This is a genomic window from Aeromonas sanarellii (assembly GCF_000820085.1).
GTDB lineage: Bacteria > Pseudomonadota > Gammaproteobacteria > Enterobacterales > Aeromonadaceae > Aeromonas > Aeromonas sanarellii.
Genome location: NZ_CDBN01000091.1, coordinates 52,654 through 65,828, shown reverse-complemented (window position 1 = coordinate 65,828; position 13,175 = coordinate 52,654). Strand labels below are relative to the sequence as shown.

The following is a 13,175-nucleotide window of genomic DNA, read 5'->3' as shown; positions in this document are numbered from 1 at the left end:
TGCGGGATGCTGGCAGCCTGGTCACTGACGGCAGGTGCGGCTCCCGAGCCGCCCCAACTGGCACAACTCGCCCTGCAGCACTCGGTGCCGCTGGCCGAGCTGCAAGCCGCCGCCGCCCAGGCCAGGGTACGCCAGGAGGTGCTGGACACCATCAGCAAGCCCTGGGAGGCCAAGCCCTGGCACCGCTACCGGCCGCTGTTCGTCACCCCCGAGCGGATCCGGGACGGGGTCGGCTTCTGGCAACGCCATGCGACCACCCTGGCCCGGGCCGAACAGCGCTACCGGGTGCCCGCCGCCCTCATCGTCGCCATCATCGGCATCGAGACCTTCTACGGCCGCCAGATGGGCCGCCATCCGGTACTCGACAGCCTCTATACCCTGGGCTTCCACTACCCCGAGCGGGCCGACTTCTTCGCCAAGGAGTTTGCCCAGCTGGTTCTGCTTGCCCGGGAGGAGCAGTGGCCGCTCACCACCCTCAAGGGCTCCTATGCCGGTGCCATGGGCATGGGCCAGTTCATGCCCTCCAGCTATCGCCACTACGCGGTCGACTTCGACGACGACGGCAAGCGGGATCTGTTCGCCAACCCGGCAGATGCCATCGGCAGCGTGGCCAACTACTTCGCCCTGCACCACTGGCGCTGGGGGGAGTCGGTGGTCGAGCCCGCCTTGATCGGATTGGCACCAGTGGGTACCCTGCTGGCACCCGAGCCCGAGCTCAAGCAGCGCTGGGCCGAGCTGGCGGCCGCGGGCATCGAGCTCGCCACCCCGCTGGCACCCAACACGCCGGTGAAACTGCTGGCATTGGAGCAGGCCGAAGGACCGGAATACTGGGTCGCGCGCCACAATTTTTACGTGATCACCCGCTACAACCGCAGCCCTCTCTATGCGATGGCGGTGCATCAACTCAGTCAAGCCATCCAGGACGCTTATGCATTACAGCCACAGACTTCTTCCCCTCAGCCTGACCTTGTTGCTGGCCGCCTGTAGCAGCCAACCAGAACCCCAGCCGCTGCCGCCCGAGCCCGTCCCGCAAGAGAAGCCCCAGGTGATCGAGATCCCCCAGGCCACCGGCGCCATTCCGCGCCCCGAGCCCATGAGCACGAGCGGCAACCGGGACTACTGGATAGGCAAGCAGAAATACGAGGTGTGGCGCGACATCAAGCACTACAGCGAGGAGGGCACGGCCAGCTGGCTCGCCCGGGATCTGGACGGCAACAAGACCGCCAACGGCGACGTGCAGGACAGCACCCTGTTCAGCGCCGCCCACCGCAACCTGCCGCTGCCGAGCTATGTACGGGTCACCAACCTGGACAACGGGCTGGAGACCATAGTACGCGTCAACGACCGCGGCCCCTTCGGCAGCGATCGCCTCATCGACCTCTCCCACGCCGCCGCCAGGCAACTGGAGATGGTGGACGGTGGCGAGGCCAGGGTGCGCCTCGAGCTCATCACCGATCAGCCGGACCAGATGGTCGAAATGGTGCCCATGACACCGATGACGCCCATGGTGCCTGCGGCGCCGGCCGCGGATACCTTCGTCAACGAGACGCCGACCGCCACCCCGCCGGCCAAGGCGGCTCCGGCAGCGGCCGCCACGGCGACCAGCACCCTCTCAACTCCCAAGGCCGCCACCGTCCAGGGCAAGATGATCCAGGTGCTGGCGAGCGGCTCCGAGACCCGGGCCCAGGCCATGGGCAAGGTGATGACCCAGCGCTACGGCGTGCCCTATCAGGTGGTGGCCCACGGCGCCGTCTTCCGCGTCCTGCTGGGACCGGTGGCGACCGATCAGCAGGCGATCCTGCTGGAACAGATCCGCCAGGGCGGGCTGGAGCAGGCCTTCATCGTTCCCTGACATAGCCCCCGACCTCACGCCGGGATACGACGCGAGGTCGGGGACAACCCCATAAAATCCCGTCCAGATCGCATCTCGGGCTATGACCGACACGCACATCTGGTATAGTGAAGCCCGCTTTTTTTCAACTTGGGTACACCCCATCCAGGCACCAGGAATTTCAAGATGTCCAAATTTGCCCGTTCCGTTATTCTGGCCTCCCTGTTAAGCGCCACCGCTCAGGCCAACCAGCCTGTTCCGACGCCGGATTCGGCCCTGCCGAGCGCCCAGCCGGTCCCCACTTTGAACAGCGCCCCCATGGTGATCCCCGCCGCGCCGGAGATCTCCGCCAAGGCCCACATCCTGATCGACTACTTCTCCGGCCAGGTGCTGGCCGAGCAGAACGCCGACGAGCGTCTGCCGCCCGCCAGCCTGACCAAGATGATGACCTCCTACATCGTCGGCGACGAGCTGCACAAGGGGAACATCAAGGGCACCGACATGGTGACCGTCAGCCAGAACGCCTGGTCCAAGAACTACTCCGACTCCTCCAAGATGTTCATCGAGGTGGGTAAGCAGGTCTCAGTCGATGATCTGAACAAGGGCATCATCATCCAGTCCGGCAACGACGCCTGCGTGGCCATGGCCGAGCACCTGGCGGGCAGCACCGACTCCTTCGCCAGCCTGATGAACGCCTGGGCCGCCAAGCTCGGCATGAAGGACTCCCAGTTCAAGAACCCCCACGGGCTGGATGAAGAGGGCCACTACAGTACCGCCCGCGACATGGCCCGCCTGGGTCAGGCCCTGATCCACGATCAGCCGGAGGAGTACAAGATCTACTCCCAGAAGTCCTTCGTCTTCAACGGCATCACCCAGCACAACCGCAACCGCCTGCTGTGGGATCAATCCCTGCAGGTGGACGGCATCAAGACCGGCCACGTCAGCCAGGTGGGCTACAACCTGGTCTCCTCCGCCACCAACAACGAGGGCATGCGCCTGATCGCCGTGGTGCTGGGCGCCAGCAGCGAAGCCACCCGCGCCGCCGAGAGCAAGAAGCTGCTCACCTACGGCTTCCGCTTCTTCCAGAGCCTGACCCCGTACAAGGCGGGCACCGAGCTGGTGACCCAGAAGATCTGGATGGGTGACAAGCCGGAAGTGAAGCTGGGGGTCGACAAGGACGTCTCCGTGCTGGTCACCCGGGGTCAGGGCAACAACCTGAAAGCGGACTTCCAGCTGGAGAGCGAGCTGAAGGCGCCCCTGGCCAAGGGCCAGCGCGTCGGCACCGTATACCTCAAGCAGGGGGACAAGGAGATCAAGCAGGTGCCCCTGGTCGCCCTGGAAGAGGTGCAGGAAGGTGGCCTGATGAGCCGCCTGTGGGATTACCTGGTGATGCTGGTCTCCAGCTGGTTCAAGTAACAGACCCCTCCTCAAGCAGCGGCGCCAACAGGCGCCGCTGCTGTCTTTTCCGGTCTGTCCAGTCAATAACCCTGTAATCTGCAGGTTCCGCCGATAACCGATTTGTGGTAAAAAGCAACACCTCCACCACTTGTCACATCGCCCGGGCCTTGATCCCGGCGTGGGCCGTGCCCATATTGACAGTGACTGGCGGCCCCGAGGGGCCATGCAAGATTAAAGACAACGTCGCCTTGTGGACGACGAAAAAGGTGAGCAAATGAATACCAAGTTTGATGAACTGCTGGAGTTCCCCTGCAAGTTCCCGTTCAAGGTGCTCGGCGTGGCCGATCCCGCCCTGCCCGACATGGTGGTGGAAGTGCTGCAGCAGCACGCCCCCGGCACCTACAGCCCGACCGTCCAGCCGAGCTCCAAGGGCAACTATCACTCGGTACGAGTGACGGTCACCGCCCACAGCAAGGAACATATCGAAGCCATGTACACCGCTCTTGGCAAGATCGAGCTGGTTCGCTACGTCCTGTAAGTCGCCTCTCTCGCCCCGCCATCGGGGCGACTGATTATTTGCCGCCCGGTCGCAGCGGCGACCGTACCGACACCGCGCCGCCAGTGAGGAAAGATGTCACTCGAAACGCCCGCCGAGCCACAACCGTCAGCCGGCCAACTGCTCGTCAGACAGCTGGGCCGTCGCCCCTACCAGCCGGTGTGGGACGCCATGAAGGCGTTCACCGACAACCGCACCCCCGACACCCCCGACGAGTTCTGGGTGGTGGAGCACGATCCCGTCTACACCCAGGGTCAGGCCGGCAAGGCCGAACACCTGCTCGCCCCCGGCGACATCCCGGTGGTGCAGAGCGATCGCGGCGGTCAGGTGACCTATCACGGCCCGGGCCAGCTGGTGCTCTACGTGCTGGTGGACGTGCGCCGCAGCAAGCTCTCGGTACGCGAGCTGGTGACCTGCCTCGAAACCGCCATCATCAACACCCTGGCCAAGAGCGGGATTGAGGCTTATGCCAAACCCGATGCCCCCGGCGTCTACGTGAAGAGCGATCTGGGCATGGAGGCCAAGCTGGCTTCCCTGGGTCTGCGCATTCGCAAGGGCTGCTCCTTCCACGGGCTGGCCCTCAACGTCGACATGGACATGACCCCCTTCCTGCGCATCAACCCGTGCGGCTATGCGGGCATGGCCATGACCCAGACCAGCGCCCTGGGCGGCCCCCGGAGCGTGGCCGAGGCACAGTCCCTGCTGGTGACGGAGCTGGCCCGCCTGATCGGCTACCAAGAGATCACGAATACCGAAGAGGCGGCATGAGCAGGCTCATGCCGCGCGGCCATGAGGGCTCAGCGATGAGCCTGGTGGCCATCAACCAGACAATAACAAACACCGAGAGTGAATCATGAGCAAACCCGTTCGTATGGAGCCGGGCGTCAAGCTGCGCGATGGCGACAAGATGGCCCTGATCCCGGTGAAATTCATGCCGGATCCCAACGAGGAAGTGCTGCGCAAGCCGGACTGGATGCGGATCAAGCTGCCGCCGTCGAGCCAGAAGATCGAGCACATCAAGAGCACCCTGCGCAAGAACAAGCTGCACTCTGTGTGTGAGGAAGCCTCCTGCCCGAACCTGGCGGAGTGCTTCAACCACGGCACCGCCACCTTTATGATCATGGGCGCTATCTGCACCCGCCGCTGCCCCTTCTGCGACGTGGCCCACGGTCGTCCGCTGCCGCTGGATCCGGAGGAGCCGAAGAAGCTGGCGCTGACCATCAAGGAGATGAACCTCAAGTACGTGGTGATCACCTCGGTGGACCGCGACGATCTGCGCGACGGTGGTGCCCAGCACTTCGCCGACTGCATCAAGGAGATCCGCGAGCACAGCCCACAGACCCGCATCGAGATCCTGACCCCGGACTTCCGCGGCCGGATGGAGCAGGCGCTGGAGGTGTTCCGCGAGACCCCGCCTGACGTCTTCAACCACAACCTGGAAACCGCCCCGCGCATGTATCGGGTCGCCCGCCCCGGCGCCGACTACAAGTGGTCCCTGGAGCTCTTGCGCCGCATCAAGGAGATGCACCCGCACGTGCCCACCAAGTCCGGTCTGATGATGGGCCTTGGCGAGACCAACGAGGAGATAGTCCAAGTGCTCAAGGACTTGCGCGAGCACGGCGTCAACATGCTGACCCTGGGCCAGTACCTGCAGCCGAGCCGCCATCACCTGCCGGTGAAGCGCTATGTGCCGCCCGCAGAGTTCGACGAGCTGAAAGACGTGGCCATGGCGCTCGGCTTCAGCCACGCCGCCTGCGGCCCCTTCGTGCGATCCTCCTACCACGCGGACCTGCAGGCCAAGGGCGAAGAGGTTAAATAACCTCGCACGAAAGAGAGGTCAAGCAAGCCTCCCCGCCACAGACAGAAAAGAGCGCCCTTGGGCGCTCTTTTTATTGAGCATTCCGGACTCGGCCATCCCGGCCAGCCCCTTGGCTAACCCTGGGCTCCGGGGTTAAGGTAGCGACTCCCTTTCCTTGAGTGAAACGCCGGATGCCGACCCCTATCGTTCGCCTGATCCCCATGGATGAGGCGCATTTCCCCGCCTATCGCGACTACTTCATCGACGACTACGCCCGGGATCTCGCCAGCAACCACGGGCTGACCCAGACCGAGGCCCGCCAGCAGGCCGAAGCCTCCCTGCGGCAATACCTGCCCCAAGGGGCCGCCACGCCGGGTCAGAGCCTGCTCTGCATCATCCCTGTCAATGACACTGTGCATGACAATGTCGGGAGCGCAGTCGCCCCCATCGCCGGCTATCTCTGGCACAGCATCGACAGCGCCGCCCACAGCACCTTTATCTATGACTTCTACACACTCCCGGCCCATCGCGGACTGGGGTATGGCAAGGCCGCCATGGCGGTGCTGGAAGCCGAGTTGAAGTGCCTTGGCGTCAGCCAGATCAAGCTGAGGGTCGCCCAGGACAACCCACGGGCACTGGCGCTCTATCAGGAGCTGGGGTTCGTTATCACCGGCTACAACATGGCCAAAACGCTGGGTTGATAGCTCCCGCCATCAACCCTCTTCCCGGTTTCAGTCGTGCGGGCACTCAGAGCGAGATCCCGGAAAACGACATGAAGCCCAGCGACATCAGCCCCGCCACGATAAAGGTGATGCCGATGCCGCGCAGCCCCTCTGGCACATCCGAATACTTCATCTTCTGGCGCAGACCGGCGATGGCGACGATGGCCAGCAGCCAGCCCAGTCCTGAGCCCGCCCCGTACACCACGGATTCGATGAAGTCGTAATCCCGCTGGGCCATGAACATGACGCCGCCGAAGATGGCGCAGTGCACCGTCAGCAACGGCAGATAGATGCCGAGGGCGTGGTGGAGCGCCGGGAAGTGCTTGTCCAGCACCATCTCCATCACCTGCACCAGGGCAGCCAGCACCCCGATATAGACGATGAAATCGAGAAAGCTCAGATCAAACTCGCCGAGGAAGGTACTCTCGGGACGCAGGATATGGCGGTAGATGAGGTTGTTGAGGGGGATGGCGATCACCATGACCACCAGCACCGTCATGCCGAGGCCGAAGGCGGTGTTGATGTTCTTGGAGACGGCCAGGAAGGTGCACATGCCGAGGAAGAAGGCCAGGGCCAGGTTTTCCACGAAGATCGACTGAATGAACAGGTTGACGTAATAGTCCATGAATGGGGCTCACCACTTGTCTGCATCGAGAGAGGGGTCGCTGCAGGCCGACGGGCCGCGGCGACACGGGATGACAAAAAGGCACGGGCGCGATCGGGACACAGGAACGACGCCCTGTGCCCGGTCGGATCAGCAGCGGGAAAGCTCCCGCCCTACGCCCGCGAGGGATGAGACGCTAGTCCCCCTGGCAGAAGCGAAATTGCAGGTGGTGGCAGCGAAGCCGCCGAGTGTGCAGATAGCCGAAGCAGTCAGACAACTGCCTGAAGTAGATGAGGGGCAAAAAGAACAGCAGGCCACAGAGCAGGCCGAGGATCTCGTGCTGGAACCAGGCCAGCAGCATCTGGTAGGGCTCGGGGTGGTTGGCGCCTTCCAGCCGCCGTCCCTGCTCGAAGCCGAGCCGCCACTGTCCCGCCGGTGGCAGGCTGACGCTGTCGGCCAGCCCCTGATGGGAGGGCTCGTGCAGTTGCATCGGGCTCCCCTTCCCCCCCGTTCCCGGACCCGGGGTTGCAACGACCCCTGCCGCGACGAAGGCGGCAAGCCAGAGAAAGCTGGCGATGGCAAGCACCATCGGCCATGACGAGGGGCGGCGGGAGGATGGCAAGGGGTCGGTCCGTCAAGAAAAAAACAGGTGGAATATATCACAATACCGTTACTTATTGCATTTTCCACCATGAGATATCAGCAATATTGATATTAAACACTGCTCCATTCGATAAAACCGGCAAGGTTGCACCACCTTGAGCAACCGGCTTGCATCTTCCTCAAGGTGAGGGCTCACCCCTGCTCAAAGGCTGGGTGGTAGCACACTTCGCCACTGGGCATGGCCGCGCCGAACGAGCGGGCCATGAAGTACTCGGCCGGCACGCCGGGCAGCGTCAGCCCCGGCTCGGACACGAAGCCGAAACGGCCGTAGAAGCCGGGATCCCCCAGCACCACGCAGCCGGCCGCCCCCATCCCCTTGAGCTGTGCCAGACCCGCTTCCATCAGCCGTGAACCCAGTCCCTTGCCGTGCAGCGCAGGAGAGACCGAAATGGGGCCAAGACCATACCACTGCTCGCTGCCATCGCTGATGGTCACCGGCGAGAAGCAGAGGTGGCCGACCACCCGGCCCTCCTGCTCCGTCACCAGCGACAGGCTGAGTGCCCCGGCCAGGCGCAAGGCGCGCACGATCAGCTGTTCGTTGTGATCGGAATGGGGCGCATTGAGGAACGCGGCCACGGTCAGCGCCTCAATGGCCTCGTGATCGGCGCCCGTTTCGGGCCGAATGAGGATGTTCATAGGGGTTTCTCCGTTTACTCTCTTTCAATGGATGGCCTGATCAGACGGCCTGCAGGCAGCAGATCACATAGCCATAGCTGCCCAGGTACTGGCGGTGGATGGCCACTTCCCGGCTCAGATCCTGCCAGGCTGGGCTATCCCCCAGCTCGGCGCGATGGTGCGCCAGATTGCGCTCGATGGGATCCAGATAGTTGTGCCAGGCCCTTTGCGGCAACTGGGTGTGCCACAGGCAGCGATACCCCGCCTCCTGCACCGTCTTCAGCAGGCCAGCCAGCGTCTGCATGGCGGGATAATCCCGCTGCCAGAACGCCAACGCCTCCTCTGGCGGCGTGTCCGTCAGCCACACCAGGTCGCTCAGCACCAGGCAGGCAGCAGGGCCGGCAAGGTACGGCCGCCAGGCTTTCAGCGCATTGGCCACCCCTATGGTGTAGGCGCTCCCCTCGGCCCAGATAAGATCGGCGGGGGCAAGTTCCATGGGCAAGTCCGCCATATTGGCGCACAGGGTAGTGACCTGATCAAGCCCCGCCGCACTGGCCGATCTCGCCACGGCGGCCAGCGCCTCCTCGTCCAGATCGATGGCCACTATGGCTGCGTCCGTCACCTGTGCCAGCGCCATGGTGGCGGCGCCGCGCCCGCAGCCCATGTCGAAGATCCGGCGAGGCGCCATGGGCAGCGCGGCAAACTGCTGCTGGGTAAAGGCACAATCCCCCGGCCCCCAATAGCTCATGCCGTCCAGCAGCAGCTTGAAATCCCGGATGTAACGCTCATGTTCGTTCATGTCTTTGCTCAGCCATTGCAGGTGGTAACGCTCTTTTTCACTGAATCCCTGCCTCATCACCCAGGCAAAGTAGGCCTGCGGGGCTTGATGCTGCAGCTGCCGCTGCCAGGCCTTGAACTCGTCGCCGGAGTGCGCACGCAAACCGGCGAGATCCGCCAGCAAATCCCGGGCGCGCTGCATCCGCGCCAGCTCTTCATCCAGCTCCCTGACCCGGGCTTCCAGTGTCGCCTGCTCCAGCTCGCCCGCCAGACAGGCGAGACACTGCTTGAGGCTGAGCCCGCCGGCCTGCAGGGCCTGTACCATCCGCAGCCGCTGCAGATCTTCATCGTCGTAGTGGCGATAGCCGTTGGCGGCCCTCGTTCCCGCAATCACCCCCAGCTTCTCGTAATAGAGCAGGGTGGAGCGGGCCAGGCCGCAGCGCCGGGCCAGTTCGGATATTTTCATGACAGCGACTCGCAATGGGGTCTGTGACCCGATGCAGGGAAGCTTAAACTGTGAAGCAATAGACGGGTCAACGGCAAAATCCGGGTTCACACCATAAAAAAACGGCCACCCTGGGGTGACCGTCATCGGCAGCAAGAGAGACTCGCGGGAATCAGAGGCCGGCGGCCTCCAGATGCTCCACCAGCAGCTGCACGCTGCGGTTGCCGCGCCACTCGTTGACGTCGAGCCGGTAGACCAGCCGCACCCGCTTCACCGAGGCGTCGGGCCAGCGCTGCAAGTCGACGCCAAAGGCGATGGCATCCACCGCGTGGCCGGAATCCGTGGTCAGCATCATCTTGAGGTGCTTCTCCCCCACCAGCCGCTGCTGCACCAGCACGAATTCGCCATCGAACAGCGGCTCGGGGAAGGCCTGACCCCAGGGGCCGGAGGCGCGGATCAGCTCCGCCAGCTCCAGACTCAGCTCATCGGGCAGCAGCTCGCCATCGGTGAGCAGCACCCCGGTCAACAGCTCAGGCGTCACCAGCTCGCCGATGACCGCCTCGAAAGCCCGACCGAAGGCCTCGATATTGGCCTTGGGCAGGGTCAGCCCGGCCGCCATGGCGTGACCGCCAAACTTGCCCATCAGGCCGGGATGGCGGGTGTCGAGCAGTTCCAGCGCATCGCGCAGATGCACACCGGGGATGGAGCGCCCGGAGCCCTTGAGCTCGGTCTCGCTGCTCTGCGCAAACGCGATGACCGGGCGGTAGTACTTCTCCTTTACCTTGGAGGCCACCAGCCCCACCACCCCCTGATGCCACTCGTCCCGGTGCAACACTATGCCGGAGGGCACCTCGCCGTCACGAAAACGGATCTGCTCCAAAGTGGCGAGCGCCTCCTGCTGCATCCCCTGCTCGATCTCCTTGCGCTCCTGGTTGAGGCTGTCCATTTCGGATGCGAACTGGCGCGCCAGGTTGATGTCGTCACAGAGCAGACAGGCGACCCCGAGGGACATGTCATCGAGCCGGCCCACCGCGTTGAGGCGCGGCCCCAACGCAAAGCCGAGATCGGCGGCGCACAGGCGACGACCGTCGCGGCCCGACACGTCCACCAGCGCCTGGATGCCGGGGCGACAACGGCCGGCCCGGATCCGCTGCAAACCCTGATGAACCAGGATGCGGTTGTTGCCATCCAGCGCCACCACGTCAGCGACCGTACCGAGGGCCACCAGATCGAGGTAATCCGCCACGTTGGGGGCGCGCAGACCCTGGCGCTCATACCAGCTGCTCTGGCGCAGATGGGTGTTGAGGGCGGCCATCAGATAGAAGGCGACCCCGACCCCGGCCAGCGACTTGGAGGGAAAGTCGCAGCCATGCTGGTTGGGGTTCACGATGGCATCGGCGTCAGGCAGCTCCTGACCCGGCAAATGGTGATCGGTAACCAGTACCTGCATGCCGGCCGCCTTGGCCGCCGCCACCCCGGCGATGCTGGAGATGCCGTTGTCCACCGTGATCAGGAACTCGGCGCCGCGGGCCACCGCCAGCTCGACGATCTCCGGGGTGAGGCCATAACCGAACTCGAAGCGGTTGGGCACCAGAAAATCGATGTGGCGACCGCCCATGGCGCGCAGGGCCAGCACGCACAGGGCCGAGCTGGTGGCGCCGTCGCAGTCGAAGTCACCGACGATGAGGATCCGTTTCTGGGCCGCCAAGGCGTCAGCCAGCAGTGGCACCGCCTGCTCCATGCCGAACAGGCGCTGGGGCGGCAGCAGCTGGCTGGCGCTGCGCTCCAGCAGGGCGGGATCCTCCACCCCGCGGCTCGCGAAGATCTGGCGAAGCAGGGGGTGCAGGGTGGCGGGCAGATGGGAATCATCGACTCGCGGACGACGACGGATGTGCAGGGGCATGAATTCGATCCTGTCTTCTGAGGCTATGAGCTATGGCAGGCCGTATGATACACGCCTTGAGCGGATCGGCGAGGGGGGAGTTTGCGGGACCAGACTCTAGGAGGTCTGGACTTCAGGAGGCACAGGGGGGGCTGAGCGTTCCAGCACCCGGTAGAGGGTCAGCCTGGAGATCCCGAGATGGCGGGCAGCCTCGGTCACATTGTTGCCGCACAGTATCAGGGCCCGGCGCACGGCCTCGCACTCCGCCTCGGCCCTCACCAGGTTCAGCGGGCGAATGCCCCCCTCTGCCAGCGGCAGAGCCAGACCCAGATCCTGGTGATCGATGCGACACCCCTCGCACAGGACCAAGGCTCGCTCCAGCCGGTTCTTGAGCTCCCGCACATTGCCAGGCCAGTGATATTTCATCATCTGGTGAATGGCGCTGACCGTAAAACCGTGCACCTTGGGATTCAGACTACCCATCTTGTTCAGGAAATGGTGGGCCAGCAGCATGATATCCTCCCCCCGCTCACGCAGGGGTGGCAGCTCCAGATCCAGCACGCAGAGGCGGTAGAAGAGATCTGACCGGAAGTTCCCCTGTGCCATCTCTTTGTCCAGCATCCTGTTCGTCGCGGCAATCACGCGGATGTCCACCTCGATGGGCTCGGTGCCCCCCACCCTCACTATGGTGCGCTCCTGCAAGAACCTCAGCAGGTTGACTTGCATCTGCACCGGCAGCTCCCCTATCTCGTCGAGGAACAGGATCCCCTTGTGCGCCCTCTCCGCACAACCGATATGGCGCCGCCAGGCATCGGTGAAGGCCCCCTTCTCGTGGCCAAACAACTCCGACTGGATCAGGGTGGGTGGAATGGCACCGCAGTTGATGGCGACGAAGGGACCATTCGCCCGCTGGGAATGCCGATGGATGAGGCGAGCCACCAGCTCCTTGCCCGTACCGCTCTCCCCCTGCAACACGACAGACGAGTCCGCCTTGGCCAGTCGCTCCACCCGATGCATGAGCTGCTTCATGACGGGGCTGGCACCGATCAGCCCCCCCTCATCCTTGCCATGCCCGCAGGGGCGATGCCCCTCTCCCCTCAGGCAGGCGATGCCAAACGCATGGCCCAGTATGGCCAGCAGACGATCATCCTCCACCGGCAGGCTGTGATAATCGAAGCAGTAGTTCAGAAGCTGCTCCTGCATTCTGGGTAGCGCGAGCAGATGAGGGGGAGCGAGGGCAACCCAGACCATGGTGCCGCAGGTCTGGCGAAAGAGCGTCTCCACGGCCTCGGCCTCCCCCTCACTTAGCAGCACCACTCCCACTCTGGGAGCCTTCTGTACGTAGTGGCTGAAGGCCTCCTGCGGCGACGAGGCCGAACAGACCCGCCACCCAAGAGAGGATGCATTGGACGGAGGACGCCACACCTCGCTCGTGTTGACACACAGCAGCATACGAATTTCCATCAATGCCCCCCACCGCATGGCGGCACAAACAATGTGCAAAGTATTGGATAGAAGGTCGACTTGTGCCACTGATGAAACAGGGATGAAAACTCTCTCAAACGAGACCCAAAACCAACAAAAACCCATTAAAAACAATAAATTTGAAATATTTGCCAATTAAATCCGATCGCTCGCAAGACAATCATCCCCCTCACCATGTTCCACCTTGGAGACAGCATCAAAAAGCCCCCTTCGTTGTCCCATCGGCGTGTGCGCTAGGCGCGCGTCCCGGAGTGCATCATGTCATTAACAACGCCTCTTCAGATGCGTATTGAAACCCTTCTTTTTCTTTGTTTTTCAGCATATTGGCCTTGTGGAACAAAGCCTGCATTCCAGCTGCGCCCCCGGCTGTGCACACAGCACCGGACGACATGGACAACA

At 63.7% G+C, this 13,175-nt stretch carries 13 protein-coding genes; 7 read left to right on the top strand and 6 right to left on the bottom strand.

Annotated elements, in window-relative coordinates:
• The first annotated feature begins 6 nt into the window (after positions 1-6).
• The 7 genes from mltB (at position 7) to BN1132_RS16585 (ending at position 6,284) form a co-directional block, all read left to right on the top strand.
• Positions 7-987 (top strand): lytic murein transglycosylase B, encoded by a 981-nt coding sequence (gene mltB / locus BN1132_RS16615; RefSeq protein WP_244462960.1) that lies wholly within the window; start codon positions 7-9, stop codon positions 985-987.
• Positions 929-1,852: a septal ring lytic transglycosylase RlpA family protein gene (locus tag BN1132_RS16610; RefSeq protein WP_042078902.1), complete on the top strand. Its 924-nt coding sequence runs from the start codon at positions 929-931 to the stop codon at positions 1,850-1,852. Before mltB ends, BN1132_RS16610 begins: the two co-directional genes overlap by 59 nt.
• A 165-nt stretch (positions 1,853-2,017) precedes the next feature.
• Positions 2,018-3,247 (top strand): D-alanyl-D-alanine carboxypeptidase family protein, encoded by a 1,230-nt coding sequence (locus tag BN1132_RS16605; protein WP_042078901.1) that lies wholly within the window; start codon positions 2,018-2,020, stop codon positions 3,245-3,247.
• A 256-nt stretch (positions 3,248-3,503) separates the two neighbouring features.
• Entirely contained in the window at positions 3,504-3,767 is a 264-nt protein-coding gene (ybeD, locus tag BN1132_RS16600) for a DUF493 family protein YbeD (protein ID WP_042078900.1), read from the top strand.
• Between the two features lie 93 nt (positions 3,768-3,860).
• Positions 3,861-4,553: a lipoyl(octanoyl) transferase LipB gene (gene lipB / locus BN1132_RS16595; protein ID WP_042078899.1), complete on the top strand. Its 693-nt coding sequence runs from the start codon at positions 3,861-3,863 to the stop codon at positions 4,551-4,553.
• A gap of 85 nt (positions 4,554-4,638) precedes the next feature.
• Positions 4,639-5,604, top strand: coding sequence for a lipoyl synthase (gene lipA / locus BN1132_RS16590; protein ID WP_042078898.1), 966 nt, complete (start codon positions 4,639-4,641; stop codon positions 5,602-5,604).
• A 170-nt stretch (positions 5,605-5,774) separates the two neighbouring features.
• Positions 5,775-6,284, top strand: coding sequence for a GNAT family N-acetyltransferase (locus BN1132_RS16585; RefSeq protein ID WP_052447043.1), 510 nt, complete (start codon positions 5,775-5,777; stop codon positions 6,282-6,284).
• Positions 6,285-6,330: 46 nt separating this feature from the next.
• Here BN1132_RS16585 and nqrE read toward each other — a convergent pair whose 3' ends face one another.
• The 6 genes from nqrE to BN1132_RS16555 form a co-directional block, all read right to left on the bottom strand.
• Positions 6,331-6,930 (bottom strand): NADH:ubiquinone reductase (Na(+)-transporting) subunit E, encoded by a 600-nt coding sequence (nqrE, locus tag BN1132_RS16580; RefSeq protein WP_042078897.1) that lies wholly within the window; start codon positions 6,928-6,930, stop codon positions 6,331-6,333.
• Positions 6,931-7,105: 175 nt separating this feature from the next.
• A complete protein-coding gene (locus tag BN1132_RS16575; RefSeq protein ID WP_084203036.1) occupies positions 7,106-7,399 on the bottom strand; it encodes a hypothetical protein in 294 nt (97 codons plus the stop codon).
• 305 nt (positions 7,400-7,704) lie between these two features.
• The gene (locus tag BN1132_RS16570; protein ID WP_042078895.1) at positions 7,705-8,208 is read right to left on the bottom strand and encodes a GNAT family N-acetyltransferase; all 504 of its coding nucleotides are present in this window, start codon (positions 8,206-8,208) and stop codon (positions 7,705-7,707) included.
• Positions 8,209-8,248: 40 nt separating this feature from the next.
• Complete coding sequence (locus tag BN1132_RS16565) at positions 8,249-9,430, bottom strand: MerR family transcriptional regulator (RefSeq protein WP_042078894.1); 1,182 nt, start codon at positions 9,428-9,430, stop codon at positions 8,249-8,251.
• Between the two features lie 151 nt (positions 9,431-9,581).
• Positions 9,582-11,312 (bottom strand): single-stranded-DNA-specific exonuclease RecJ, encoded by a 1,731-nt coding sequence (gene recJ, locus BN1132_RS16560; protein ID WP_042078893.1) that lies wholly within the window; start codon positions 11,310-11,312, stop codon positions 9,582-9,584.
• Positions 11,313-11,408: 96 nt separating this feature from the next.
• Positions 11,409-12,743: a sigma-54 dependent transcriptional regulator gene (locus BN1132_RS16555; protein ID WP_244462959.1), complete on the bottom strand. Its 1,335-nt coding sequence runs from the start codon at positions 12,741-12,743 to the stop codon at positions 11,409-11,411.
• Positions 12,744-13,175: the final 432 nt, after the last annotated feature.

What these genes read in the sequence shown, in the direction of transcription:
- mltB (WP_244462960.1), top strand. Translation starts at nt 7, where the DNA reads ATGCTGGCAGCCTGGTCACTGACGGCAGGTGCGGCTCCCGAGCCGCCC.
- BN1132_RS16610 (WP_042078902.1), top strand. Translation starts at nt 929, where the DNA reads ATGCATTACAGCCACAGACTTCTTCCCCTCAGCCTGACCTTGTTGCTG.
- BN1132_RS16605 (WP_042078901.1), top strand. Translation starts at nt 2,018, where the DNA reads ATGTCCAAATTTGCCCGTTCCGTTATTCTGGCCTCCCTGTTAAGCGCC.
- ybeD (WP_042078900.1), top strand. Translation starts at nt 3,504, where the DNA reads ATGAATACCAAGTTTGATGAACTGCTGGAGTTCCCCTGCAAGTTCCCG.
- lipB (WP_042078899.1), top strand. Translation starts at nt 3,861, where the DNA reads ATGTCACTCGAAACGCCCGCCGAGCCACAACCGTCAGCCGGCCAACTG.
- lipA (WP_042078898.1), top strand. Translation starts at nt 4,639, where the DNA reads ATGAGCAAACCCGTTCGTATGGAGCCGGGCGTCAAGCTGCGCGATGGC.
- BN1132_RS16585 (WP_052447043.1), top strand. Translation starts at nt 5,775, where the DNA reads ATGCCGACCCCTATCGTTCGCCTGATCCCCATGGATGAGGCGCATTTC.
- nqrE (WP_042078897.1), bottom strand. Translation starts at nt 6,930, where the DNA reads ATGGACTATTACGTCAACCTGTTCATTCAGTCGATCTTCGTGGAAAAC.
- BN1132_RS16575 (WP_084203036.1), bottom strand. Translation starts at nt 7,399, where the DNA reads ATGCAACTGCACGAGCCCTCCCATCAGGGGCTGGCCGACAGCGTCAGC.
- BN1132_RS16570 (WP_042078895.1), bottom strand. Translation starts at nt 8,208, where the DNA reads ATGAACATCCTCATTCGGCCCGAAACGGGCGCCGATCACGAGGCCATT.
- BN1132_RS16565 (WP_042078894.1), bottom strand. Translation starts at nt 9,430, where the DNA reads ATGAAAATATCCGAACTGGCCCGGCGCTGCGGCCTGGCCCGCTCCACC.
- recJ (WP_042078893.1), bottom strand. Translation starts at nt 11,312, where the DNA reads ATGCCCCTGCACATCCGTCGTCGTCCGCGAGTCGATGATTCCCATCTG.
- BN1132_RS16555 (WP_244462959.1), bottom strand. Translation starts at nt 12,743, where the DNA reads ATGCTGCTGTGTGTCAACACGAGCGAGGTGTGGCGTCCTCCGTCCAAT.